Genomic DNA, 26,152 nt, shown 5'->3' on the forward strand with positions numbered 1-26,152 from the left:
TGAGTCAGATAAACCCGTGATCAGATGTTGAATGCTTTTTTCAATTCACTGAGATATTCCGTATCTCTACAGATAGATTTTCCTGGTTCATCAGAAATTTTCGCAACGGGTTTTCCGTTGCACGTCACCAACTTAATGACGATGTTCAGCGTTTCAACATCGGGCAGGTGACAGGTTAACTGGGTACCGATTCCAAATGATGTGTTTATGCGGCCGGTAAAATGTTGATGGATGTTCAGCGCTTTATCTAACGTGAGTCCGTCAGAGAAAATCAACGTTTTCTCCTGCGGTGAAATGCCAAGACTTTCATAGTGCGCGATGGCTTTTTCTCCCCACGCAATAGGATCACCACTGTCATGACGAAGACCATTAAATTGCTCACTGAGGTGCAACGTAAAGTCATTCAAAAAAGCATCCATGTTGATGCAGTCGGTGAGGGCGATCCCCAACTTGTCTGGGTACTCTTGTAACCAGCGATTTAGTGCCAACAACTGTGAATCAGCAAGATCGCCTGCCAATTGTTGATGAGCTTGGAACCATTCATGTGCTTGGGTGCCGACGGCTGGAATATTGTGTTTTTTCGCCAGAAGTAGGTTAGAGGTACCGGCAAACTGAGCACATTCTTTGGTCAAGTGCTCAACAATGGCATGGTGCACTTTTTTCGAAAAGCGGCGGCGCGTACCAAAATCGACAAAATGAAAATCTGAGCCGGCATTGTCCAGCGCCGTCAGCTTGGACGTAAGTAGATCAATGGCCTGGTTGACCGTGGCATCGGGATATTTTACGTGACAACGTAACTCGCAAATTATTGCAAGTAATGGCACTTCCCATAGGATGACATCAATCCATTTACCTTCGATGTGAATCGCGAGTTGGTCATCATCAATCGACACAGTAACTTGGTCTGCGTTAAGCGAAAATTCACGAAGATAGGCGAGATAGTCTGCTTTATACAGGCCAAGCTCTGACAAGAATTGAAGTTCTTCTTCAGTGAATGTCAAACAAGCAAGTGATTGGATTTCAGCGTCCAATCTGGCTTTGAGTTGAGTCAAACTTTCATTGCTTCGGCAATGAAATTCAGCCGCGACGTTCACTTCCGGGTAGTGGTGGAAGATCGCTTGCTGCATATTTAACTTGTAGGCATCCGTGTCTAATAATGACGAAATGATTGGCGTATGCATGCCCTAAAAAGTACCTCGTGGCTCAAATTTTCGCTGAACGTTTATATAATTGGGTTTACGCCATTTGCGGCAGCAAATTTAACGTCAAACCTACATGTTTCGTCAACCTAGTGGTAGTCGATCTGCGTCGGCTTCTTGTCATCAATAAGTTCGACTGCTCATTCGTTGCACAGTCAACCTGTAGCAAAACCGAATGTTAGCGGGTATCTTAGATGATTATGCCTTCATTATCGTGTGACGTCGGTGAAATTGACTGCTCACACGCTTTCGTTATGCAACAAAAGGAATCTGACATGACGCAACAACCTCAGGCTAAATACCGTAAAGATTATACGGCTCCTGATTTCACGATAACCCACATTGACTTAGACTTTGATTTACTCGACTCGTATACGCGAGTGATTGCGAAAAGCCAAGTTAAACAGATGGTTGCCGGCGCAGATTCCATGATCTTAGACGGTGACAGTCTCACGCTGAAAAAAATCGAAATTGATGGAAAAGCGTGGCCGCATTACAGCGAAACAACAGAAGGGCTTATTTTATCGCAATTGCCGAAAGAATTTGAGCTTTTAATCGAAACTGACATCGATCCGGCGGGAAATACATCACTTGAAGGCTTATATAAGTCAGACGGTGCATATTGTACGCAATGTGAAGCGGAAGGTTTCCGTCGAATCACGTATTACCTAGACCGTCCAGACGTACTGGCTAAGTTCACGACGACCATTACTGCTGACAAATCGGCGTATCCGTATTTATTGAGTAACGGCAACAAAGTCGGAGAAGGTGATGCTGACAACGATCGTCATTGGGTGAAATGGGAAGACCCGCACGCAAAACCAAGTTACTTGTTTGCACTTGTTGCAGGGGATTTCGATTTACTGTCTGATCGCTACACCACCAGAAGTGGCCGAGATGTGGCATTGGAAATCTTCGTTGATAAAGGCAATTTAGATCGTGCTACGCATGCCATGACCTCGCTAAAGAACTCAATGAAGTGGGACGAGGATCGTTTTGATCTTGAATATGATCTTGATATCTACATGATCGTTGCCGTCGATTTTTTCAACATGGGTGCAATGGAAAACAAAGGCTTAAACGTCTTTAACTCCAAGTACGTGTTGGCGAATTCTGATACTGCAACAGACACCGATTACCTTGGCATTGAAGCGGTTATCGGTCATGAATACTTCCACAACTGGACCGGTAACCGAGTAACGTGTCGTGACTGGTTCCAACTCAGTTTGAAAGAAGGGTTAACCGTTTTCCGAGACCAAGAGTTTTCTTCGGATCTCGGCTCTCGCGCAGTAAACCGAATTGGAAATGTTCGCATCATGCGTGGCCCTCAGTTTGCTGAGGATTGTGGTCCAATGGCGCATCCTATTCGTCCTGAAAAAGTTATTGAAATGAATAACTTCTATACACTGACAGTGTATGAGAAGGGCAGCGAAGTGATCCGTATGATGCATACCTTATTGGGTGAAACCAACTTCCAGAAAGGCATGAAGTTGTACTTCCAACGTCATGACGGCACTGCGGCAACGTGCGAAGACTTTGTCAAAGCGATGGAAGATGCATCTGGCGTTGACTTAGCGCAATTCCGCCTTTGGTACAGTCAATCGGGGACACCTGAGTTGACGGTGACGAGCACATTCGATGAAACGCAGCAGACGTTTTCTTTGACGGTGAAACAGTTCACGCCTTCAACGACTGATCAAAAAGAGAAGCAAGCACTGCTCATCCCGTTTGATGTTGAACTGTATGCAGCAGATGGCTCAGTTATTGAGTTACAGTGTAACGGTAAATCTTTGGATAATGTGCTTCACCTTACACAAGATGAACAAACATTTACTTTTGAGAATGTGTCTGAAAAGCCTGTTATTTCAATGCTTCGTGAGTTTTCAGCGCCCGTAAAACTCAATTATGATTACAGCGATGAAGAACTCGCTTTCTTGATGGTTCACGCGAGAAATGAATTTGCACGTTGGGATGCCGGGCAGATGCTTCTGGCAAAACACATCAAAGCAAACGTTGCTCGTGTTCAGCAAGGGCAGACCTTCTCATTGCCTGAGGATGTGCTTGATGCATTCCGAGGTGTGTTGCTGAGCAAGGAACTTGATGTTGCTTTGATTGCCGAAGTGATGACACTGCCAAGCGAAAATGAGATTGGTGGGTGGTTTGATGTGGTCGACGTGGATGCGATTCACCATGTTCGCGATGCGATCAAACATGCGTTCGCCGATGCATTTAGCGAAGAACTCAGTGCGATTTATCACACCCTTCGTCAAGAAAATTACGCCATTGAGCATGATGCAATGGGAAAACGTAGTTTGAGAAACGTTTGTTTGAGCTACCTTGCGTTGAATGAAAATGCAGATGCATTGGTGTCCGCACACTTTAATGAATCAAACAACATGACTGATACCGCGGCTGCGCTTGCTGCTGCCAACCATGCCGAACTGGATTGTCGTGCGCCTCTGATGAACGTATTCAGTGAAAAATGGACGCATGACGGTTTGGTCATGGACAAGTGGTTCATGCTGCAAGGTACTAATCCTGCGGGCAATGCGCTTGAAAACGTTAAGGCGCAAATGGAGCACGCTGCATTCAGTTTGAAAAATCCAAACCGCACACGTTCTTTGGTCGGGGCGTTTTGTAATAACAACCCGGTTCATTTCCATGCGAAAGACGGTTCAGGATATAAGTTCCTGTCTGACATTCTTATTCAATTGAATGAATCAAACCCTCAGGTTGCTTCTCGATTACTTGATCCTTTGCTCAAGTTGAAACGATTTGACGAAGAAAGGCAGCGTTTGATGCGTGAACAACTCGAACGTTTGGCTGCGCTCGATAAACTGGCAAAAGATCTGTATGAAAAGATCAATAAAGCCTTAGAAGCTTAATCTGGCACTTGCGAAAATCGCCATAATAAGTAATTTAAAAGCCGTCTAATCAATGACGGCTTTTTTTATGAATTCGACTGTATATTTATTCTCACTTGATATCTCTTACCAAGTTTTTTCACAGCATTATTCCGGTGCTGCGTCGACAGTAGTTGTTAAAACAGACAATGGGTTAACACTGCAACTTCCTGCATCGCGCTTGCGTCCATATTTGAGTCAACTGGGTGTAAAAGGGCGTTTTCGGCTGACTGTAGACGTAAACAATCGTTTTAAATCGTTAGAACAGATTGTTTAAACCGTACGTTAATCACATATCTAAAAACTGCGCTCCAATTACCGTTTTTTCGTGTAACGCTTTCGTAACCTAGAGCTTAAACTACATCATAAGTCGCAAAGACTAATTAACCTCTATACTCATAGCGATTACACAAATAATAAATGGAGTAAACCATGACCGCGCGTGACCCTATTGTGCCGGTGTTACTTGAAAAAGTTTACCATCTAATAGACGAGAAACTAGACAAGAAACAACAACCGCTTGTTGAAACGTTAGCCAAAAGGATTTTGGGTCCCATTTCCGACGATGATTTGCAAGAGAGGAATGAGTCCGATTTATATGGTGCTGTTATCAGCCTTTGGCATCATTTAAATACCTTCGAACAATCCAAAATCTTCGTAAAAGTATTCAACCCAACGCTCAGCGGTGATGGATGGCAATCTACCCATACCATTGTCGAAATTTTAACTCCCGATGCACCTTTTCTTGTCGATTCAGTCCGTATGGCGCTGAATCGTTTAGACATTGCTGCTCACCTTATGCTCAATGGCCCTCAGCATGTTGTTAAAGATGCAAAAGGGAAGGTTATTGAAATTGGTGACGAGAAAGGCGCACGCCAATCGGTTTTCCATATCGAAATTGATAAGTTAACCAGCAAGAAGGAAATGGCGGCGCTCGAAAAAGAACTGACTGAATCACTAACTGATGTCGCGCTCGTTGTGAACGATTGGCAACCAATGCGTGACAAGTTGGCATCACTCATTACGGGTTTGAAGAAAGAAAAACCGCCAGTAGAGAAAGAGCGCCAGCAAGAAGCCATCGAGTTTCTTCAGTGGATCAGCGAGCACAACTTTACCTTTATGGGCTATCAGTTCTATGAACTGACTGCCGTTGAAGGCGACCACATTTTAAAACCCGCTGATGAAGTTGGTTTGGGTTTGGCGAAGAAGCTTGATTTGCCGCGTCCTGGCATCAAGCTGTCGGACATGCCTGAATCTGCGCGAGCAACCGCATTGCGCAAAGAGCTACTCATTATCAATAAAGGCAATAGTAAATCTCGTGTCCACCGCCCAGCGTATGTCGATTACATTGGTATCAAATGTTTCGATAAGAAGGGTAACGTGGTGGGTGAGCACCGTTTCCACGGACTCTATGCTTCTTCAGCGTACAACCAAGCGACCAACAGCATTCCTGTTCTGCGTAACAAAGTGCAGCGGATCCTTGAGATCAGCGGTTACTACCCGGGATCACACTCATGGAAAGCGTTGGCGAACATCATTGAAAACTTCCCACGTGACGAACTTTTCCAAGCAACGGAAACGGAAATGCTCGATATCGGTATGGGGATTGTTCAAGTACAAGATCGCGACATGCTGCGTATCTTTGTACGTCGTGACCCATTTGGCCGTTTCTTCTCGTGCATGGTTTATGTGGCGAGAGAGCGTTACAACACCGAGTTGCGTCGAGCAACACAACGTATTCTGAAGCAGTATTTTGGTTCAGAAAAAGAGGTCGAGTTCACGACCTTCTTCTCTGAAAGCCCATTGGCAAGGACCCATTACATCGTGCGTGTTGATAACAACAACTTCGATATCGACGTTAAGAAGCTAGAACAAAACCTCACTGAGGCAGCATCAACATGGGATGATCGCCTAGAAGAATCGGTGATTGCGAACTTTGGTGAAAACAGCGGTACGCCGATTGCCAAACGTTTCTCCCGTGCTTTCCCTCGTTCTTATAAAGAGGCAATGCTTCCGGGTTCAGCGGTGGCGGATATTGAGCGTCTTGAAGGGCTTAGCGACAGCAAGAAACTTGATATGCTGTTCTATCGCCCGCAAGAAGAACCTTCAACGTCTTGTGCTGTGCGCCTCAAGCTGTTCCAAAAAGACGAAGCGATTCACCTTTCTGATGTCATGCCAATGTTGGAAAACCTTGGTCTGCGCGTGATTGGTGAAGCTCCATATAAAGTGGAAACAACGTCTGGTGAAGTGTTCTGGATCCTCGATTTCTCTATGCTTCACAGTGCAAGCACCGAGTTGGATCTGTCAGACGCGCGTCTTAAATTCCAAGATGCATTTGCTGCGATTTGGGAAGGGCGCTTGGAAAGTGACGGCTTCAACCGTTTGGTGTTGAATGCAGGTCTTTCGGGCCGCGAAGTGACCATTCTTCGTAGTTATGCGCGTTACATGCGCCAAGTTGCATTCCCGTTTAGTCAGTCATACATCGAAGAAACCTTGTCTTCACATGCTGACTTGGCGCAGTTGTTGGTTGCTCTGTTCAACAAGCGTTTTGATCCGAAAGCAAACAGCGAGAAAGAACAAGACAAGATCATTCAGCAAATTGAAGACGAGCTAGAGCAAGTCGAAAGCTTGGATGACGATCGTATCATTCGTCGTTACATGGAAATGATCCTTGCGACGTTACGTACGAACTACTTCCAAACAGACAAAAACACGGGTGAGTTGAAGGACTACTTCTCCTTCAAAATGGAACCTTCTAAGATCCCAGAGATTCCGAAACCTGTGCCAGCGTTTGAGATCTTCGTTTACTCGCCAGACATTGAAGGTGTTCACTTGCGCGGTGGCAAAGTTGCCCGTGGTGGTCTTCGTTGGTCTGACCGTCAAGAAGATTTCCGTACCGAAGTATTGGGCTTGGTAAAAGCGCAACAAGTGAAGAACACCGTGATTGTGCCGGTTGGCGCAAAAGGTGGCTTTGTTTGTAAGAAGCAACACTCACTCAGCGGCCGAGATGAAATCTTTGCTGAAGGGCAGCGTTGTTACCGTATCTTCATTCGTGGCCTGTTGGATATTTCTGACAACATCGTTGAAGGCGCACTAACGCCACCACCAAATGTGGTGCGTCATGATGAAGATGACCCGTATTTGGTTGTTGCAGCAGATAAAGGAACGGCGACGTTCTCGGATCTCGCGAACTCTGTGTCTGAGGAATATAACTTCTGGCTGGGCGATGCGTTTGCATCGGGTGGTTCTAACGGTTATGACCACAAAGCGATGGGTATTACGGCGAAAGGTGCGTGGGAATCGGTTAAGCGTCACTTCCGCGAAATCGGTATCGACTGCCAAGAAACAGATTTCACCTGTGTGGCCATCGGTGACATGGCGGGGGATGTGTTTGGTAACGGTATGTTGCTGTCGAAACATATTCGTCTGCAAGCTGCCTTTAACCACATGCACATCTTCATCGACCCAACGCCAGATTCAGCGAAATCTTGGGTAGAGCGTGATCGCCTCTTCAAGCTTCCGCGTTCTAGCTGGGAAGATTACAACCAGAAACTGATTTCGAAAGGCGGTGGCATCTTCTCGCGTAAAGCGAAGTCGATCGAACTGTCGCCTGAAATTCAGAAAATGCTGGGTATTCGTAAGCAATCGATGACACCCAACGAGTTGATCAAACAGATCCTCCGCACCAATGTGGATCTACTTTGGAACGGTGGTATCGGTACTTACGTTAAATCCGAATCTGAAACACATACCGATGTAGGTGACCGCGCGAATGATGCGCTTCGTCTAAACGGTAATGAAATCGGCGCGAAAATCGTGGGCGAAGGCGGTAACTTGGGGATGACTCAGTTAGCGCGTATCGAATATGCCATGAATGGTGGTCGTGCAAACACAGACTTTATCGATAACGTAGGTGGTGTGGACTGTTCGGATAACGAAGTTAACATCAAGATCTTGCTGAACGGTCTCGTTGCCGCAGGGGACTTAACCTACAAGCAGCGTAATGAATTGCTTGAGCGCATGGAAGACGAAGTGTCTGAAATCGTTCTGGATAATGCTTATTGCCAAAGTGAATCCATTTCGGTGACGGCAGAACAACAGGTCGCTTTGCTGAAAGAGCAGATCCGTTTTATTCATTACCTCGAGAAAGACGGTAAGTTGGATCGCGGCCTTGAGCACATTCCAGATGACGAAACCTTGGCGGAGCGTCAGCTTCACGGCAAGGGCTTGACCCGTCCTGAGATTGCCGTGCTTGTGGCTTACGGGAAAATGGTACTCAAAGAGCTGTTGGTGATTGATGAAATCACAAAAGATCCATACTTCGGCGATTTGCTACCTGCTTACTTCCCAAGTGAGTTACAACGTAACTATCGTGATTCTATGGAAAATCACCCACTGCGTGGCGAGATTATTGCCACCAGCCTTGCTAACCAAATGTCGAACTGCATGGGTTTCAACTTTGTTTCGCGTATGCAGGACGAAACGGGTGCAAGTGTGGGGGAGATTGCCTCAGCGTATGCCGTTGCGCGTGATGTGCTTGATTTCGGCTCTACGTTTGAAGATGTTCGCGCATTGGATAACAAGGTGTCTGCACAAACACAATATGCGATTCTGTTCCGCTGCCGTCGTATGCTTCGCCGAGCAACACGCTGGATCTTGCGTAATCGCACAAGAGGTCAGGGCATCCAAGAGCAATTGGCGTTCTACAAACCAGCCATTAAAAATCTGTCAGACAACCTTGAGAAATACTTGGTGCCTGCAGAAATTAAAGAGCATGAGCAACAAGCGGCAGGTTACATCAAAAATGGTGTGCCTAAAGAGATCGCAGATAAAGTGGCTCGCTTAACAAGCTTGTTCGCTGGGTTCGATTTGGCGCAAGTGTCGGATCAAATGAAGATGCCATTCGATGTGGTTGCGCGTTTGTACTTTGTACTTGGCGATACCTTGTCATTGCATTGGTTCCTCAAGCAAATCACCAACCAACCGGTCGAGAACCACTGGCAGGCATTGGCGCGTGCTTCATTCCGAGAAGATCTGGATTGGCAGCAGCGCTTGCTGACAGCACAAATCTTGTCAGGCATGAAAAAAGGCGAGTCTGCAGAACTGGGTCTTGAATCTTGGATGATTGATCATGCAATTAGCCTAGGCCGTTGGGAAAGCATCGTTGCGGAATTTAAAGTGGGCTCAGCTCATGAATTTGCGAAATTCTCCGTTGCATTGCGGGAACTTACGCTTTTAAATTTGAATTAAGCATCGAAAGTGTTGATAATACAGCCCCGTTTATTCGGGGCTTTTTTTCGGAGGTTACATGATGTACCGCCTCGCCAGATCGGCAATTTTTCAGCTAGACCCAGAGCATGCTCATGATCTGACAATCAAGAATCTATCTCGCTTTACTGGTACTCCTCTCGATATTTTTTATCGTCAAAACCTTCCTCCTCGTCCTGTTCAAGTCATGGGACTGCATTTCAAAAACCCAGTTGGCCTCGCTGCAGGCTTAGACAAAAACGGTGAATGTATTGATGCCTTTGGCGCAATGGGTTTCGGTTTTGTTGAAGTGGGGACGGTAACGCCGCGTCCTCAATCGGGTAATGACAAGCCACGTCTTTTCCGCGTTCTTCCTGCAGAAGGGATCATCAACCGCATGGGGTTCAACAATGCAGGTGTTGATGCACTGGTAGAGAATGTTAAGAAAGCCAAATATGACGGCATTATTGGCATTAACATCGGTAAAAACAAAGACACACCGCTAGAGAAGGGTAAAGACGATTACCTCATTTGTATGGATAAAGTTTATGACCATGCAGGGTACATCGCCGTTAACATTTCTTCGCCAAACACGCCTGGGCTTCGTTCGCTGCAATACGGAGAAGCACTTGATGATCTGCTTGGAGCACTGAAAGTGCGTCAAACAGAATTGGCAGAATCTCGTGGTAAGTATGTGCCTGTTGCATTGAAGATTGCGCCAGACATGACAGAAGATGAATTGGTACAAGTTGCTGATGCATTGGTTCGCCATAACATCGATGGTGTTATCGCAACGAACACAACACTTGATCGTGCGTTAGTGGATGGTATGCCACATGCACACGAAGCGGGTGGGTTAAGTGGTCGCCCAGTTCAAAACCGAAGCACTGAAGTGATTCGTCGTCTTCACCAAGAACTGGATGGCAAATTACCAATCATCGGCGTAGGCGGTATCGACTCCGTCATGGCGGCGAAAGAAAAAATGATGGCAGGTGCTGAACTGGTTCAAGTTTATTCTGGCTTCATTTACCACGGACCTAAACTCGTGAAGAATATTGTTCGCAATATTTAACCTAGAAAATTAAGAAATTAACGAAAGGGGGAACGAAGTTTTCCCCTTTTTTTTTATCTAAACCCCATTACACTTCTCCGAAAGCTCAAATTAAATCGCACTTTACACGGACCGATTCTCTGCACGAAGCAGGAGAGAACAAGATGTTGAAACCAAACAATGCATGGAAATGGTACTTCGATACCGACGCAAACGCGCTGATGCTCGACCTTGGTGACGATATGGTTTTTAAAGTGGCGATTGAAAAGAAGCACCTGATCCCCGATGCGTTTGTTGATACCCCATTTTCAGTCGATGACGCATCACTCTTTTCGACCTACTCAGATGCAGTAAGTCAACTACCATTGTCTGGTCCTCGCCAGGCTGAATTGGTATTAAACGCAGTGGCAGCGAACCGCTTCCATAAACCGCTACTCCCTAAAAGTTGGTTTTTCGAAACACAAGCAGGGCATACCACGCCAGCTGTAGGCTCTATTGTGGATTTGAAGACTGAATACGGCAGCGAAGCCTTTCTGGTGATTGAAAACGCAGGTTGTGCATCTTTGTGTATGCACGCAAGCGAATCAGCATTGGCGCTGACCGAAACAAAACAAATGCGGTTCTGTGAAGCGATAAAAGTAATGAATGACCGACTATCTCTAAATCAACAGCAATACGATAGCCGCAGTGGTCATTATGCGTTAGTAGGCTGATAGGGTTTCCCTATCAGCCTTTCTTTTCTTCACTCCTCCAGTACGCTCTGTTCCTCCCCACGGCCTTGTCGTTTAACCCTCAAATTCGTCGCTTATCCATGTTGGTCAATAAAGGCCTATTCTTGTCCATTCAAGGTTCTTAAACGCGTCCTATTTCACGCCTTGGCTGACGTAAATTGATGTCGAACTAGGCGAGTCTTTGTCTGTTGGGAGATCGGAATATGCACGCCATTTGGCCATTTTGATGTTAAATACATCAGCTCGGTGTATCCAAGTAGGGGAAAGCCATCGTCTTCTTTAAATGAATAACTTTCGCCTAAACATTCACAAAATCATAAACCTCTCCCTCTAAGAATGCGTGTCTTCTGTACAGAGTATTTGCACCAATCTCTCACTGTTATGGGCTTGTTACATACTATTGCCCGTATTTACCTCATGATTTCTTCGCTTATTTTCCAATCACTTGACGTGATGCTTATCACGTATTTCTAATCATTTGGTATGGTTTTTGTTCATGTACATTTGCTCGAAAGAGCAAAAATAAGGCATTTAACAGAAACAAATTCATATTAACTTCCTCCTTTTTCAGTGAGAAGTTAACCCAAACACACCTCTGGTATATACCAGTTTTAAGGTGTGCTTTTAGTTTCCAAATAGGAAACTGTTATGATGAGTAGAAGACAAACACCCTAAATTTTAATTGATCCTGTGGATAAGTGTGTACTTACTACGATAAGAAATCATGGTTTGGATAGAGCGTTTCAACGTGAATAGCATTTAGTTAAAGGGGTTGACTGAGCTGTAGGTAAGAGTGTTTCCTGATGGAAACATGAATTTGGGTGTGAGTCGTGGATAAATTGGTGTGAAATTAAGCGGGTTTGCACCTGGGACGTGAAGCCTCACCAAAAGAACATGAACAAAGGTTAGGGCGAAACATTGTTAAGCGGCTTTTTGTGTTTTCGTTTCATCCTTGCGCATTCCCATCACTCACATGGCGTTTTTTGCGTTGAATGAAAATTGACTATTTATGCAGCGATAACACCGTCAGTTCTGTTTGTTTTGGCTAAATCGAACGAAGTCTTATGCAGAGTTGAGCGAAGTCCATTTAATTCGGTTATAATCGCGCGCAACATTCCTCAGAATACATTTCCATGAATCAATATTTAGCAATTACCTCCCGCGGTCTTGAGAACCTTCTAGCAGAAGAATTAGAGCAACTCGGTGCAAGCAACGTGAAAGCGGTTAACGCTGGCGTACGTTTTCGTGCTGATGAAAAAACGCTTTATACCTGTTGTTTATGGAGCCGCACTGCATCGCGTTTCATTCTTGTTCTGAGCGAGTTTGATGTACGTGATGACATGGACCTGTATCTGGGTGCGTCAGCAATCAACTGGCCACAATACTTCAGTGAAAGAAAACGCATTGCCGTTGACTTCAACGGTACCAACCGCGAAATCCGTAACAGCCAATACGGTGCGTTAAAAGTAAAAGACGCCATCGTTGACCGTTTTGTAAAAGCGGATCTTGATCGTCCAAGCATTGACCGCGAACAACCAGACTTGCGTATCCACATGCGTTTGTCGCGTGAAAATGGCCTATTGGGTATCGACATGGTCGGCAGTGGTTTGCACCAACGTGGTTACCGCACAGAAGCGGGCGCAGCACCACTTCGTGAAACGAACGCAGCAGCACTTGTCATGAAAAGCGGTTGGACGTTTGATCAGCCGTTGCTCGATCCTATGTGTGGTTCGGGCACATTGCTTATTGAAGCAGCCATGATGGCGGCGCAAGTTGCACCAGGCCTAAAGCGCAAACGCTGGGGCTTTGAATCACTGAAATCTTTCGACCGCGAGAAATGGATGGAAGTGCATTCAGAAGTGACCTTCAAATCGAAGAAAGGCCCAGCGAAATGTGAAACACGTTTCTTCGGCTTCGATAATGATGCGCGCGTGCTCGAAACGGCGAAATCAAATGCTCGTCGTGCTGGCGTCTATGACTTGATTCAATTTGAGTTGAGTGATGCGGCGACATTGAGCAGACCAGAAGGCTTTGAAACGGGCCACGTGATTTGTAACCCTCCATACGGTGAGCGTCTAGGCACCACGCCTGGCTTGATCGCGCTTTATACCCAACTGGGTGTTCAGCTGAAAACAGAATTTAAAGGGTCGGTTGCCTCTATCTACTCTGGCTCAGACGAATTGCTGAGCTGTTTGCGTATGCGCGCAGAGAGCAACTACAAGCTTCGTAACGGTGCACTTGATTGTGTCATGAAAACTTACCAGATTACTGCGCGCGGTGAAGTTGCACCTGTAGAAGGCCAGAAAGCCCCTGCATCAGACGTGGCACCTGAGTTTTCTAACCGTCTTCGTAAGAACATCAAAAAGCTTGAGAAGTGGGCGAAACAACAAGGCCTAGAATGCTACCGCCTGTACGACGCTGACTTGCCTGACTACAACGTGGCGATTGACCGCTACAAAGATCATATCGTCATTCAAGAATACGCTGCGCCAAAAGAGATCCCTGAAGAAACAGCACGCCGTCGCCTGTTGGATGTTGTGCGTGCTGCCATTACCGTGACAGGCGTGAATGCCAACAACGTGGTACTGAAGACCCGTGAAAAACAGAAGGGCACCAATCAGTATCAAAAACTGGGTGAAGCAAAACGCTTCATGGAAGTGCAAGAGTATGGCGTTAAGCTGGAAGTGAACCTTCAAGATTACTTGGATACTGGCTTGTTCTTGGATCACCGTTATACGCGTAAGTTGTTGGGTGAGAAGGCGGCGGGTAAAGATTTCTTGAACCTGTTTGCTTACACAGGCACAGCAACTGTGCACGCAGCCGTTGGCGGTGCACGTTCAACCACCACGGTTGATATGTCGAAAACTTACCTTGCGTGGGCTGAACGTAACATGAAGCTTAACGGCAAAGTGGGGCGTCAGTATGAGTTCATCCAATCAGATTGCTTGAAGTGGTTATCAATGGCAGATGGCCAGTACGATCTTATCTTCATCGATCCGCCAACGTTCTCTAACTCTAAACGCATGGAAGACACGTTTGATGTTCAACGTGACTACCTCAAGTTAATGACCGATCTTAAGCGTTTGCTTCGTCCGAACGGCGAAATCGTGTTCTCGAACAACAAGCGTAACTTCAAGATGGATTTTGATGCGTTGAATGGGTTGGGCTTGTTTGCACGCAACATTACCGATCGCTCTATTCCGCTCGACTTTGAGCGTAACAAACACATTCATAATTGCTGGATCGTGACCCACAAGGAAGGTTAATGGCGTTAGTCCTCTACAGCACGGAAGCTTGTCACCTTTGTGAAGAGGCTTTTGCACTTTATCAAGCCGTGGGTAATACCACGGCTTTGCGCGTTATCGACATTGCGTTCGATGAGACGCTTTTCTCTCGTTACGGCGTCACTATTCCCGTATTATCTCTTCAAAATGAAGACGGTACAGTGCTCAGCGAATTAGGCTGGCCTTTCGATTCTTCATTACTACAGACATGGTTAGATACACATGGCATTGATTAATATCACCAACGCTCAGCTCGCTTATGGCGACAATCCATTGCTGGATAAAGCTGAGTTCGTTCTTCAACCCGGTGAACGAGTGTGTTTGGTAGGCCGAAATGGCGCTGGCAAATCCACGCTAATGAAAGTGATTCATGGCACGGTACAGCTTGATGATGGCAGCATTAACCGTCAAACAGATCTGAAGGTGTCACGCCTTGAGCAAGATCCACCGCGTGACGCTGAAGGCACTGTGGTTGATTATGTTGCCGAGGGCTTGGCGGAAGTAGGGGCGCTATTAAAGCAGTACCACGAGCTTCTCGGCTTGATGGAAACCGACCCAAGCGAAACAAACATTAACCGTCTGGCTCGTGTTCAAGAGCAACTCGACCACAACGGTGCATGGCACTTTGAAAATCAAATCACGCAAGTGCTAGACGCCTTGAAGCTTGATGGCAACAAGAAGCTTTCTGAGCTGTCGGGTGGTTGGCAGCGTAAAGCCGCACTGGCGCGTGCGTTGGTCTGTGATCCTGACATTCTTCTTCTTGATGAGCCCACCAACCACTTGGATGTGGCCACCATCATGTGGTTGGAAAACTTCCTCAAAGATTTCAAAGGCTCAATCATCTTTATTTCGCACGACCGCGCATTCATTCGTTCAATGGCAACCCGCATTGTGGACTTGGATCGTGGCATGCTGTCATCTTTCCCTGGTGACTATGAAATGTACCTGGAAGGTAAAGAAGAAGCACTGCGCGTTGAAGCTGAACAAAATGCGTTGTTCGACAAGAAACTTGCGCAAGAAGAAACGTGGATCCGTCAAGGCATTAAAGCACGTCGTACCCGCAATGAAGGCCGCGTTCGTGCGCTGAAACAATTGCGTCGTGAACGTGCTGAACGTGTGGATGTGATGGGCAAGGCTAACATCCAACTGGATGATGCCGCGCGCTCAGGCAAGATTGTGTTTGAGGCGAACAATATTGGTTACCAATGGGGCGAAAAGCGACTCATTGACGACTTTAGCTTCAATGTCATGCGTGGTGATCGCATCGCGTTAATTGGCCCGAATGGTTGTGGTAAGAGTACCTTGCTCAAAGTGATGCTACAGCAACTTGAAGCTGACTCAGGCTCTTTCCATGTCGGTACTAAGCTCGATGTGGCGTACTTCGACCAGTATCGTGAAAAGCTGGATCCTGAGAAAACAGTGATCGACAACCTTGCCGAAGGCAAACTAGAAGTCGATGTTGGTGGCAAGAAGCGCCATGTGCTTGGCTACCTGCAAGATTTCTTGTTCCATCCTCGTCGCGCGCGTACACCAGTAAAAGCCCTGTCTGGTGGTGAGAAGAACCGTCTATTGTTGGCGCGTCTTTTCTTGAAACCTGCCAATTTATTGGTACTCGATGAGCCAACCAATGACTTGGATATCGAAACTCTGGAACTTTTGGAAGAATTGCTTGCCAATTATCAGGGTACCTTGCTGTTAGTGAGTCACGATCGTCAATTTGTTGATAACACAGTGACACATAGCTGGGTGTTTGAAGGGGATGGTTTGATTCGTAAGTTTGTGGGTGGCTATCACGATGCAATGCAGCAACGTGAGAACTACTTGAAAGCAACCGAGACCAGTAAACCTCAGAAAGCAAAGCCAGAAACATCAGCAGAAGTGCCGAAAAAAGCACCAGAAGCGAAAAAGACAACGAAAAAACTGTCTTACAAGTTGCAAAGAGAGCTTGAAGCGCTTCCACAGCTACTTGAAAACTTAGAAAATGAAATTTCGCAAATTCAGGCGTCGGTTAACGACCCTGCGTTCTTCCAACGTAGTAATGATGAAACACAAACTGTGCTTCAACGCTTAAGTGAAGCTGAAGCAGAGTTAGAAGTTGCCTTTGAACGTTGGGAAGAGCTCGAAGAAATGCAAAAGGATTAGGAATGCAGTTCAACAAATTCAAATTGTCAGCAATCGCACTCGCGGTTGCTGGATTACCAACGCTTGCAAGTGCAGCGATTTATAAAGTCGAGAAGCTAGATACATTAGATACGTTTAACGTTAAGAGCTCAATGGCTACGGCAATTTCGCCACAAGGTGGAAAAGTTGCAGTCGAAGAACTCATTGGGCCTGTTGGGTTGAATTATTCAGAAGAAATGCCTTACATGGTAGATGAAGAGCATTTCATTAATAGTTATGAGGATCTTGATAACTATTGTGATAATTACCTTGGTTACAATACCTGCGAATCTTGGGCGGATGAGCAATGGTATGGCATCAAAGCCACAGGCGAAGTCTGTGATAGCGAAGACAGTGAGCAAGTCTGTGACGGCGGCCTGAAGAAAGAAATCGACGCATGGAACAACGGTTACACGTCGAATAGCACCGCCTCCGTTGATCGCAACAGAACGAACCCTTTTAAGGCTGTGAGTGGTCCGACCGGTGTTGTTGATGAAAACTCAACCAATGTTGTGATCAATCAGATTTCGGAAACAGGAACAGTCATTGGTGCTTCAAGTAGCCCGTATTTTAGAAATGGATCGGAGTACGCCAGAGCCTTTAAAAGTCGAGGATATTTCGATGCCACAGAATTACTCCCACCAACTTCGTCAAACCCACTAATTTCTTTAATTGGCCAGACTAATGCTAATGGAGCGGTAGAGTTTGAACATTTGGGTATCTCAAAAACTATTGTCTATGGGTCGGCTTCGATAGAAAATATGGAAAACCCAGGTAATAGCAACAAATCACCTGAAAACTCGAATGTTAATTTGGACAGTTGTGTAAATAACCCTAGTTACACAGAGCGTGCTTGTCAGTATTTTCAGTTTGCCAATCAGGCATCTATTTGGATGTCAGGATATGGTGATTTTGAAAATGCACGTGTTATCGCAAGCTTTCCCAATGGAGCAAACGACGGTGGAGAAGAAACAGCTCAAGCATCTGTTAAAGGCGCTGTTGTTGTTAAAACAGGAGATACAGCTCCTACTCTGGTCGGGTATAACACTTACGATGATAGCAATTTTTATGCGAGAGCTGTGATATTTACCCCAATCAGCACAGGGTTTGATACTTGTTTAACTGAGCTTGAAAATACACCATCAAAACGCTGTTGGGACATGGAATTAATCCCAGGTATCGACATTCGTCAAAGTGGAGACATTATCTACTCTTATTCTGTTGCTAATGATATCAATGACAGTCGTGTTGTTATAGGCGTTGCTAAAAATCTTCGTCGCTCTAGTGGAGCTTACGCTGAGACCGTGTTTATAAATACCGGTGATAGCAGTAGAGATACAACCCTATTAGGTCCATCTCAGAGTTCTCTTTTCTTCTCTGGCTACAACGCAACAGCAGCATCAATTAACAACGATAACGAGCTAGTAGGTAAGGTTGATACTGAGTCTGCGCGTGATCGTGCTCGTCGTCAGCGTGGTTACATTTACCTTCATGGTTCAGCAACAAACTTAGCCACGTTCCAAAATACCCGTGGTTGGTTGCTTGATGATTTGACCAACGGTGGTGCTGATTCAGACACGAATAACCAATACCGTATTGCTGAGGCGTTTGATATCGCGGATAACGGCGACATTGCTGCATCCGCTTTCTATTGTGCTGGTGGCTACAGCTCAACCGCACACAACGCGCTTTGTAACGGCACTGAAGAACTGGTTGCGGTAAAACTGACACGAGATAACAGTGGAACCATTACACAACGTACTTACGATGATCAGACAGTATCACGCAGTGGCGGCAGTGTTGGTTTCTTAGGTTTGGGCCTTCTTGCGCTTGCTGGCGCAATGCGTCGTAAAAAGTAATTTTCATTTCTGGCTCACTCTCACAAATATGTCGAGGATGAGCCTCCCGATGCTTGATTATTCTTTGTGCATGAACAAATCTTAATGGGTGCGGTTAATAAAACGTCAACACGACCAACGCCGCGCAGTAAAGATGAAAACGTCGAAGGATAAGAGGGCGGAAATATGAAAAGACAGAAGCGAGATCGTTTAGAGCGTGCACAATCGAAAGGTTACCAAGCTGGAATAAACGGTCGATCCTCTGAGACGTGTCCTTATCAGGCCACGGACGCTCGCAGCCAATGGCTAGGTGGCTGGCGCGATGGCCGAGATAGCAAAACGACCAACATGAAGTAAACCCACTCCTAAACCACATCTTAGCAAGCCCCTTGAATAGGGGCTTTTGCTTGTTCATATAACGCACTATAACTTATCGATTAGGGCGGATAACAAACGGAAAAGAGCGGTCTTGGGTATTGAGCGAACAGAGTGTTTAGGTGAGGTAAGAAAAGTGCAGGTAGAGCTTGTCTATGAATGGTGGGCTGGCAAAATCTCGTATCTCGTATCTCGTATCTCGTATCTCGTATCTCGTATCTCGTATCTCGTATCTCGTATCTCGTATCTCGTATCTCGTATCTCGTATCTCGTATCTCGTATCTCGTGCCTATAAAAAAACCGCCACAAGGGCGGTTTTTTAAAACATGATGGCGTCGGCTTAGAAAGAAGAAGTATCTTGGAAAAGGCCAACTTTCAAATCTTTTGCTACGTAGATTTCTTTACCGTCTACCAATACGCGACCATCTGCCACGCCCATTACCAATTTACGGTTGATAACGCGCTTCATTTGGATTTCGTAGGTCACTTTCTTCGCGGTTGGAAGCACTTGGCCAGTGAATTTCACTTCGCCAACACCCAATGCACGGCCTTTACCTTCGCCGCCCATCCAACCAAGGAAGAAACCAACAAGCTGCCACATTGCATCAAGACCCAAACAACCAGGCATTACTGGGTCGCCAGGGAAGTGGCAATCAAAGAACCACAAATCAGGGCTGATATCTAACTCAGCAACGATGAAGCCTTTACCAAAGTCACCACCTTCGTCAGTGATGTTGGCAATACGATCCATCATTAGCATGTTTGGTGCTGGAAGCTGTGGGCGACCCGGACCAAAAAGTTCACCTTGGCTTGAAGCTAGCAGGTCTTCCCTAGTGTAAGAATGGCGTTTCATTAGCATTATACTGTTCCTTCGAAAAGATAGAGGCACTTTAGCGTACACGTGTACGCTAAACAACTCGGATCAGTGAAGGAGCCAGCTTTTAAGCTTAGAAATTAATGATATGTGACGATGCTCACCGTGGTGGAAAGCGTCAATACGCTCCGAAATTTTGTCTAACAAGGTCTCTTCTTGTTCTTCTTGCTCCTCTTGAGCAAGATTTTCTTCTGGTTGTTCTTTATCGCCACTGAAACGAAGACCCGTAATAAGCGGGAAAGCTTCCTCTACATCTTCAATTGCCCAAAGGTGGAATTGACCGTCACGGATCGCCGTTGCTACGTCATTACTGAGGCATAACGCATTGAGATTTGTCTTAGGAAGGATCACGCCCTGAGAACCTGTTAGGCCGCGGTTTTCACAAATGTGGTAGAACCCTTCAATTTTCTCGTTAATCCCGCCAACTGCTTGAACGCGGCCAAACTGATCGACGGCACCTGTGATGGCGATGCTTTGATTGATAGGTTGCTGAGCCAATGCACTGACAAACGCACACAATTCCGCAAGAGAGGCACTGTCGCCGTCTACTTCGCAGTAAGATTGCTCAAACACGATAGATGCAGCGTATGGTAGGGGTTCATCAAGGTCCAATGCCGCGCTCACAAAGGCTTGCATGATCATCATGCCTTTTGCGTGAATGTTGCCTGCCAAATCGACTTTGCGCTCTACGTCAGAAATGTCGCCATCACCAAAGTGAACCACACAAGAGATACGCGCCGGTTCACCATACGCCATTGGGTGTCCTGGCATTTCAACAACGGTGAGGCCGTTAACCTGACCGATGTGCTCGCCACGAGTATCAATAAAGACTTGGCCTTTATGGATGTCATCAACAGCACGAAGTGGCAGGTAAGATTCACGGAAGTATTTCTCGCTAATGGCTTTTTCTACGTCGTCTTTAGTGACGCTGTCACCTTTTGCTTGGTAGTCAGCTTCACGAAGTAGCGACTGAATCCAGAGCGGGCACAGTGGCATGCGGTCTTGATCTTCTGTGAAGCGCACGCCGGCTTGCATCACGCGTTTTACTGCGCCAGATGTCAGAGGTTTTACGCCATAGAAAGCCTGAAAGCCTTTTAACACAGAAAGGTAATCGTCAACGCTTTCTGGGGTAAGCAGCATATCGGGTTCGTATTCGGTATAAATACCTAAACCATGCAGCTCCGGTTCGCCGTCTTCAAAATCGTTCATCAACGAACGATCACCAATGACAATCACGCGCACTGATAATTCTGAAGGGTTAGGGAGTTCGCAATAGGTATCAGGCTTTGCACTCTTCCAAGGCAGGTTGCCTGTGCACAACACGTGCTTGAGGCGACTCCAGATATTGGGTTGGCTAATGACACCTGTAAGAGAAATAAGAAGTACACCGCCATTTGCTTTATGAAGCAGCCCTTCAACGCTGCGTGACATTGTCACATCTTCATTGGTGGGATACACTGCGCCAAACAATTGAGTTTCATCGAAATTCTCAGCAACAACCACAGGCATATCAGCCGATGGCAGTTTGTTGACGACGATATCTTTCACAATGGAAAGGTAGTCATGGACATCTGGCGCCGTGACGAGCAACAAACGCGGAAAGTGCACTTCATGCACAAGACGCTGAATGCTGTTTGTTAACCTTGGTTGCAATGCACAAGGGGTCATTGCGGTTAAGGCTGGGTAATTTTCAATCTGTTGTTCAACATTCGAAAACTGGGGAACTACGGACTGCCAGGTAACTTCTTGCATACGTCTGGGATTCAACTCTTGGTGTGTTATGTACCGAGAGTATAAAGGAAGAAGACGCTGCAAAGTAGATAAGATCCTTCCTGATACACGGTTATAGGGACGTTCGGCGAAATAAGTTGCTGAACGTCACGAGTTTGAAAATGATATCGCCGAAATCAAAGGGATAAACCAAGATGCGTTTGATTAAAAAATAATCTACTGTTACGCTGTCACTGTATTAATGTCTTTTATTGCTCTCAACTAAAAACATACTAAGAATATGAAATATCAACAACTTGAAAACCTCGAAGCTGGATGGAAGTGGGCCTATGTGGTCAAAAAGCATAAAGAAGGGTCCAACGTTACGCGATATATCGATACGAGCGAGGCGCAAGCCGCTGTTAATAGCTTGATGTCAATCGAACACGAGCCAACGAAAGTGATCGAATGGATCGCTGAGCACATGTCTCCTGATCTTGATAACAAGTTGAAGCAAGCGATTCGTGCGAAGCGTAAGCGTCACTTCAATGCTGAACAAGAACACACGCGCAAGAAATCAATCGATCTTGATTTTCGTGTTTGGGAAAAGCTGTCCATGAAGGCGCAAGACCTAGACGCGACACTGTCAGACACGATTGAGTACTTGTTAGGTGAAGCTAACCGTTCTCAAAACGCCAATAAAAAGGTAGATGCACTCAAGAAAGACTTGAGCAGCTTGTTAGACATGTAAGGTGAGACCATGGAGTATTTCTTAGCCGTTAGCTTCATTGCTTTGTTTGCGTTTATCGCCGTCGATCGTCCCATTGTTTATATTCGCTTTAAAGATGGAGAGGTGACGAAAACAAAGGGAAAGATCCCGCACGGCTTCTTGCATGATTGCACTGAAATCTGCAAACGTTCGCCGTTCTCTGGAACGGTGAAGGTATACAGAAATCGCTTCAAACCCGCTAAGTTGGTGCTTTCCAAAGGGATTGATAGCAAAGTTCAACAGCGCATCCGTAATGTTTTCCCGCATAAATCTTTCAAATGAATTCGCAAGTATCTCCTATAGCCTTTCGCTTAACGCGAGGGGCTGATCTAAAACAATCCATTCTTGCGTCCATACACGCTAACGCTATTCAGGCGGGTTGTGTCGCCTCAGTAGTGGGGTGTTTATCTACGCTCTCTTTGCGTTTGGCTGATGGTCACTCTGTTGTCACCTTAGAGGGCGCATATGAAATCATCACCGTTTCAGGCACGTTAACGCCTGACCATGTGCATCTTCATCTTTCTGCCGCAGATCGTGAGGGGAAAATGATTGGAGGGCATCTCATGGAAGGTAGCATTGTCAGCCATACGGCAGAAGTGTGCTTACTTTCTTTTCCTGCCATGGCGTTTACGCGTGCGTTTGATGAGGACACGGGTTACACCGAGTTGGTGGTGAACTAGTTGTTGCTGTTGCTATCAACCTGGAATGTATGAACAGTAAGCGAAACATGAGCAACAACTAAAAAGGGCGCTTCTCGCGCCCTTGTTAGTTTTACGGGGCCACTTATCAGGCCTTATCCCGTATCATCCCGCTATTTCAGTCGAGCAGTGCGTTATTTCACTTCCATGGATTGTGGCCTTGAAAAATCAAGGTACTTACCATTTCGGGCCTTCACAGACTTCAGATCCTCATTTGTCACACTTTGGCTAAAGGTCGCTGTTCGGTTGTAAGAAAGGTTTGGCCAATCTCCCAAACGCACCTTCACGCCTTCATCCGCATAGACATATACGTCATGTTTTCGAATCCAGCTTGGAAGTGCATAACCGGAACGCTGATTGACAGGTAAGCAGTATTGCTCTCGGGTTGTTAAGCTCACGATGCAGCCAAGCGGTGTGGAGCTTTGTTCTACGCGCATAGAGCGAGGGGTTGAGAAATCAATATACTCGCCATTCTGTGCGAGTACATTGGAGAGTTTTCGGTTCTCAACCGTCCCTTCAAATGACGCAATGCGACGGTACGAAAGGTTATTGTAATCAGACAACACCACCTTAGCGCCAGGCTCAGCTTGGACATAGACCTCATGGCGATTTATCCAGCTTGGCAAAGAATAGCCAGCACTTTTTCCTACCGATAAACAGTACTTTGCGCCAGATGACAGGCTCACAATACAGCCTTTTGCTTTGGTGACGTTGTCACCTCCAATGACGGTGACGGTCGGCTTGAAGTCTGTTGCATCGATTTGTCGGGTGCTTAGCGTTTTGCCATTACAACGCACTTCCGCGTTGAGCACTTCGGCAGAGCGCTCGATGTTAACGTTGAATTGGTTCATTTGGTTTGTAGAGAAACGTTTATCTGACAAAGCAAAATGCAACGTACCTTTGCGGCGAGTCTCAACGTTTAACTGGCAAGTCGCGTTCGCGCCGTCCTGGGCGTACGTCATGCCATATGCACCGTGGGTTGCTGGGTAGACATAACTTCGTAGTTTGTTCTCAGGATCGTAGTAACCAAAGAGCGTCGTAATAGGCACACCTTGTTTCTTTGGTACGCGTGCAACACTGAGATCGGGCTTGTTTGTACGCTTCCATGTCTTGCCATTGGAAACAAAATGCCACGTGTTTCCATTTTTGATCGTTTCAACGGCAGTGTTTACATGCACATTGGAGTGATAGCCTGCACGGTGGGCGATACTGATCACTTTTCCTTTGTTCGCGCGATTGGCGTCAGGGATGTGGATATCGCGCGTCCAATAGCCATTGCTAAACGAAATATTGATCAGCTTGTTGGTGGAAAGTAAATCGGCTAACTGCGCCTTTGACACCTGAGAGGGGCCAGCAGAGGCAGTTGGCGCATTGTTTACCTTTAATGACCACATCTCCATGGTTTTCGTGTCGTTATTCCACTTCGAAAAACCGGTTGGCGATGAAGGATCAAACACCGCTTTGTTTTCGAGGAAGCGCTGAATACGCTGCGCAGTATGTGGCGTATGGAGTGTGTAGTTGTTATATGTCGCATCGTAAATGCCGCCACCCGCCATCGCATCCTTATTGAATGCAAAGCCTTCAAACGCCTCTTGGCATTCATCATTCAAGCAGGTTGCTTTGTCAGTCTTTACGCGGGAAAAGTTTGGAATAAAGGCGTTAGTATCAGCATCCCAGCCCCACGTAGAGTTCACTGCATTGGGTGGACGATGCACTGATCCGTTAAACCCGCCTGGATAATGACCAATACCGTAGTTATGTCCTAATTCATGGCTAAATTCGTTACCTTTGCTGCTTCGCAGTGTCACGATGCCAGCACCACCAGAGAGACCATGCACAACAACACCGTTTTCATAGCGACCTAGTGTGTTATGGGCACTGATTTGAGCGGCGGCATAAGGATGGCTGCCTCCGGGGGCGGATGAATGAATGCCGTAGTTAGCGTTGTTAATACCAAGCGATATCAAGCGCTTCCCGATGGTTTCACGCATGCTTCCTTTGTGCACACCGCCTGTGTCTGGGGCGAAGTCTGTTAATAAGGTGCCGTCGGGCATCATCACTTCTTTGAAGTGGAGCGACGTGAAGTTATTGACGATGAGCTTGCTGGTGGGCGTTTGTTGGAAGTATTCGCGGATCAATTCAGGCTGCGTTTGCATCTCAAATTGATCGCGGTTAGGCGTCAACATACCTACATCGATGGTGTTCAGAAAAACCTGTGTTGGCGCGCCGACACTTACACCGTTCAATGTGCCTTGTTTGCCATTAGCGGTAAAAGCAAAGGACACCCCAGGTTCAATGAGTGTTGCATCGATAGCGACAGACCAAAAATCACCGTACTTCACACGGCCGGCGTTCGCATCCACGTCGCTGAACCAGCTTCCGTTGAGGTAGCGAAAAACGCGTGTTTCACCACGATTGACGGACAAGCGTTTACCCGAATACTTCACTGTTGAGCGGTATCCAGCCTCAGAGGAAACAACGACCGTTCGGCCATTAGCCACGTTTGAGTCTGGAAGCGTGAACGTGCTGACCCATGCGCCATTGGCTGTTTTAAGCTGAATAGCACCGAACTGCTTGAGCTGCTCAGTAAAGAACGACGCGTCTTCAAATTTCTTCAGCGTACTGGTGCCCGAAAATGAGCGGTCATAAGCGCTTGGTATCTTGAAATCGTCAGCGTTTAGGCCCGCAGAAAGCCCGCTCCCTGCAATGCTAGGAAGCGCATCGGGAGAGGCCATATCAAACTGTGCTTTTAATGTATTGTCTTTGTCGAACACAGACACGCGCACTTGTTTCGCATGTTTATCGCGCTCAGACAGTTTCATCATCACCAAGGTGTTGCGCGCACCAGTCAGGTGAGGCTGAGTATCGTTTGGAATATGTTGCTTGGCAGGAATAATGGCGTGCTGCGCAAACATGACATAGCCAGAAAGCGCGCCTTCCAAATCGTTATAGAAATTGTTGTTAAAGGTCGCGACAGGGCTGGTGGCTGTGTTTGTTTCAGCTAACACGTACGGAGAAGCAAACGCCAGTGCGATCGACAAGCTTGTTGAAATCCTTGTAAGGTGTAAGGATCGTTTTTGCATGATTGATGAGCCTTTTTAGGTTGAAAGTGGTCATCAATATATTCATAAAAGGTGTGGTTATTTGCATTAATAATTAGACGTGCGAATGTATTTGTTATTGCTTAACTATCGCTACGGGTTATTACGCCTAATATTCTGATTAATAGTTACTAATTCTGTTTATTCACCCTAGTGACTGATTACGCATTAAGGTGTGAAAAATCTCGGGGTGAGTACAAGAGATTGTGCAT

At 46.3% G+C, this 26,152-nt stretch carries 17 protein-coding genes; 13 read left to right on the plus strand and 4 right to left on the minus strand.

The genetic code is table 11. The features are described from left to right. Positions 1-20: 20 nt before the first annotated feature. The gene (gene pncB, locus EQP46_RS05745) at positions 21-1,181 is read right to left on the minus strand and encodes a nicotinate phosphoribosyltransferase (RefSeq protein WP_129492736.1); all 1,161 of its coding nucleotides are present in this window, start codon (positions 1,179-1,181) and stop codon (positions 21-23) included. Positions 1,182-1,474: 293 nt separating this feature from the next. Between pncB and pepN the strand changes: the two genes are divergently transcribed. The 10 genes from pepN to rmf all read left to right on the plus strand — a co-directional run bounded on the left by pepN (position 1,475) and on the right by rmf (position 18,770). Continuing rightward, positions 1,475-4,084 (plus strand): aminopeptidase N, encoded by a 2,610-nt coding sequence (pepN, locus tag EQP46_RS05750; RefSeq protein ID WP_129492737.1) that lies wholly within the window; start codon positions 1,475-1,477, stop codon positions 4,082-4,084. A 67-nt stretch (positions 4,085-4,151) separates the two neighbouring features. Beyond that, positions 4,152-4,379, plus strand: a complete 228-nt coding sequence (locus EQP46_RS05755) for a DUF2835 domain-containing protein (RefSeq protein WP_129492738.1) — start codon at positions 4,152-4,154, stop codon at positions 4,377-4,379. A gap of 155 nt (positions 4,380-4,534) precedes the next feature. Next, a complete protein-coding gene (locus EQP46_RS05760; RefSeq protein ID WP_129492739.1) occupies positions 4,535-9,352 on the plus strand; it encodes an NAD-glutamate dehydrogenase in 4,818 nt (1,605 codons plus the stop codon). Positions 9,353-9,410: 58 nt separating this feature from the next. Next, on the plus strand, positions 9,411-10,421 hold the full coding sequence (gene pyrD / locus EQP46_RS05765) for a quinone-dependent dihydroorotate dehydrogenase (protein WP_129492740.1): 1,011 nt from the start codon (positions 9,411-9,413) through the stop codon (positions 10,419-10,421). Between the two features lie 143 nt (positions 10,422-10,564). Beyond that, complete coding sequence (locus EQP46_RS05770; protein WP_129492741.1) at positions 10,565-11,113, plus strand: cell division protein ZapC; 549 nt, start codon at positions 10,565-10,567, stop codon at positions 11,111-11,113. 1,151 nt (positions 11,114-12,264) lie between these two features. Next, a complete protein-coding gene (gene rlmKL / locus EQP46_RS05775; RefSeq protein WP_129492742.1) occupies positions 12,265-14,397 on the plus strand; it encodes a bifunctional 23S rRNA (guanine(2069)-N(7))-methyltransferase RlmK/23S rRNA (guanine(2445)-N(2))-methyltransferase RlmL in 2,133 nt (710 codons plus the stop codon). Continuing rightward, positions 14,397-14,651 (plus strand): glutaredoxin family protein, encoded by a 255-nt coding sequence (locus EQP46_RS05780; protein ID WP_129492743.1) that lies wholly within the window; start codon positions 14,397-14,399, stop codon positions 14,649-14,651. The genes rlmKL and EQP46_RS05780 overlap by 1 nt, the downstream gene beginning before the upstream one ends. After that, positions 14,638-16,557: an ATP-binding cassette ATPase Uup gene (gene uup / locus EQP46_RS05785; protein WP_129492744.1), complete on the plus strand. Its 1,920-nt coding sequence runs from the start codon at positions 14,638-14,640 to the stop codon at positions 16,555-16,557. The genes EQP46_RS05780 and uup overlap by 14 nt, the downstream gene beginning before the upstream one ends. 2 nt (positions 16,558-16,559) lie before the next feature. Next, positions 16,560-18,434 (plus strand): DUF3466 family protein, encoded by a 1,875-nt coding sequence (locus EQP46_RS05790; protein WP_129492745.1) that lies wholly within the window; start codon positions 16,560-16,562, stop codon positions 18,432-18,434. A 165-nt stretch (positions 18,435-18,599) separates the two neighbouring features. After that, a complete protein-coding gene (gene rmf / locus EQP46_RS05795) occupies positions 18,600-18,770 on the plus strand; it encodes a ribosome modulation factor (protein WP_129492746.1) in 171 nt (56 codons plus the stop codon). Between the two features lie 358 nt (positions 18,771-19,128). On the opposite strand, the gene fabA is transcribed toward rmf, so the two are convergent. Both fabA and EQP46_RS05805 read right to left on the minus strand, forming a co-directional pair. Further along, positions 19,129-19,647, minus strand: coding sequence for a 3-hydroxyacyl-[acyl-carrier-protein] dehydratase FabA (fabA, locus tag EQP46_RS05800; protein WP_129492747.1), 519 nt, complete (start codon positions 19,645-19,647; stop codon positions 19,129-19,131). Between the two features lie 63 nt (positions 19,648-19,710). Continuing rightward, entirely contained in the window at positions 19,711-21,414 is a 1,704-nt protein-coding gene (locus EQP46_RS05805) for an AAA family ATPase (protein WP_129492748.1), read from the minus strand. A 259-nt stretch (positions 21,415-21,673) separates the two neighbouring features. Here EQP46_RS05805 and matP point away from each other — a divergent pair, with 259 nt between their 5' ends. The 3 genes from matP to EQP46_RS05820 are packed head-to-tail and all read left to right on the plus strand — an operon-like array spanning position 21,674 to position 22,821. Continuing rightward, positions 21,674-22,123, plus strand: coding sequence for a macrodomain Ter protein MatP (gene matP, locus EQP46_RS05810; RefSeq protein ID WP_129492749.1), 450 nt, complete (start codon positions 21,674-21,676; stop codon positions 22,121-22,123). Between the two features lie 9 nt (positions 22,124-22,132). Next, positions 22,133-22,423: a DUF3634 family protein gene (locus tag EQP46_RS05815; RefSeq protein ID WP_129492750.1), complete on the plus strand. Its 291-nt coding sequence runs from the start codon at positions 22,133-22,135 to the stop codon at positions 22,421-22,423. Then, on the plus strand, positions 22,420-22,821 hold the full coding sequence (locus tag EQP46_RS05820) for a PPC domain-containing DNA-binding protein (protein ID WP_129492751.1): 402 nt from the start codon (positions 22,420-22,422) through the stop codon (positions 22,819-22,821). The genes EQP46_RS05815 and EQP46_RS05820 overlap by 4 nt, the downstream gene beginning before the upstream one ends. A 152-nt stretch (positions 22,822-22,973) precedes the next feature. On the opposite strand, the gene EQP46_RS05825 is transcribed toward EQP46_RS05820, so the two are convergent. Beyond that, a complete protein-coding gene (locus EQP46_RS05825) occupies positions 22,974-25,880 on the minus strand; it encodes a M66 family metalloprotease (protein WP_129492752.1) in 2,907 nt (968 codons plus the stop codon). Positions 25,881-26,152: the final 272 nt, after the last annotated feature.

Source organism: Enterovibrio baiacu (assembly GCF_004120195.1).
Classification (GTDB): domain Bacteria; phylum Pseudomonadota; class Gammaproteobacteria; order Enterobacterales; family Vibrionaceae; genus Enterovibrio; species Enterovibrio baiacui.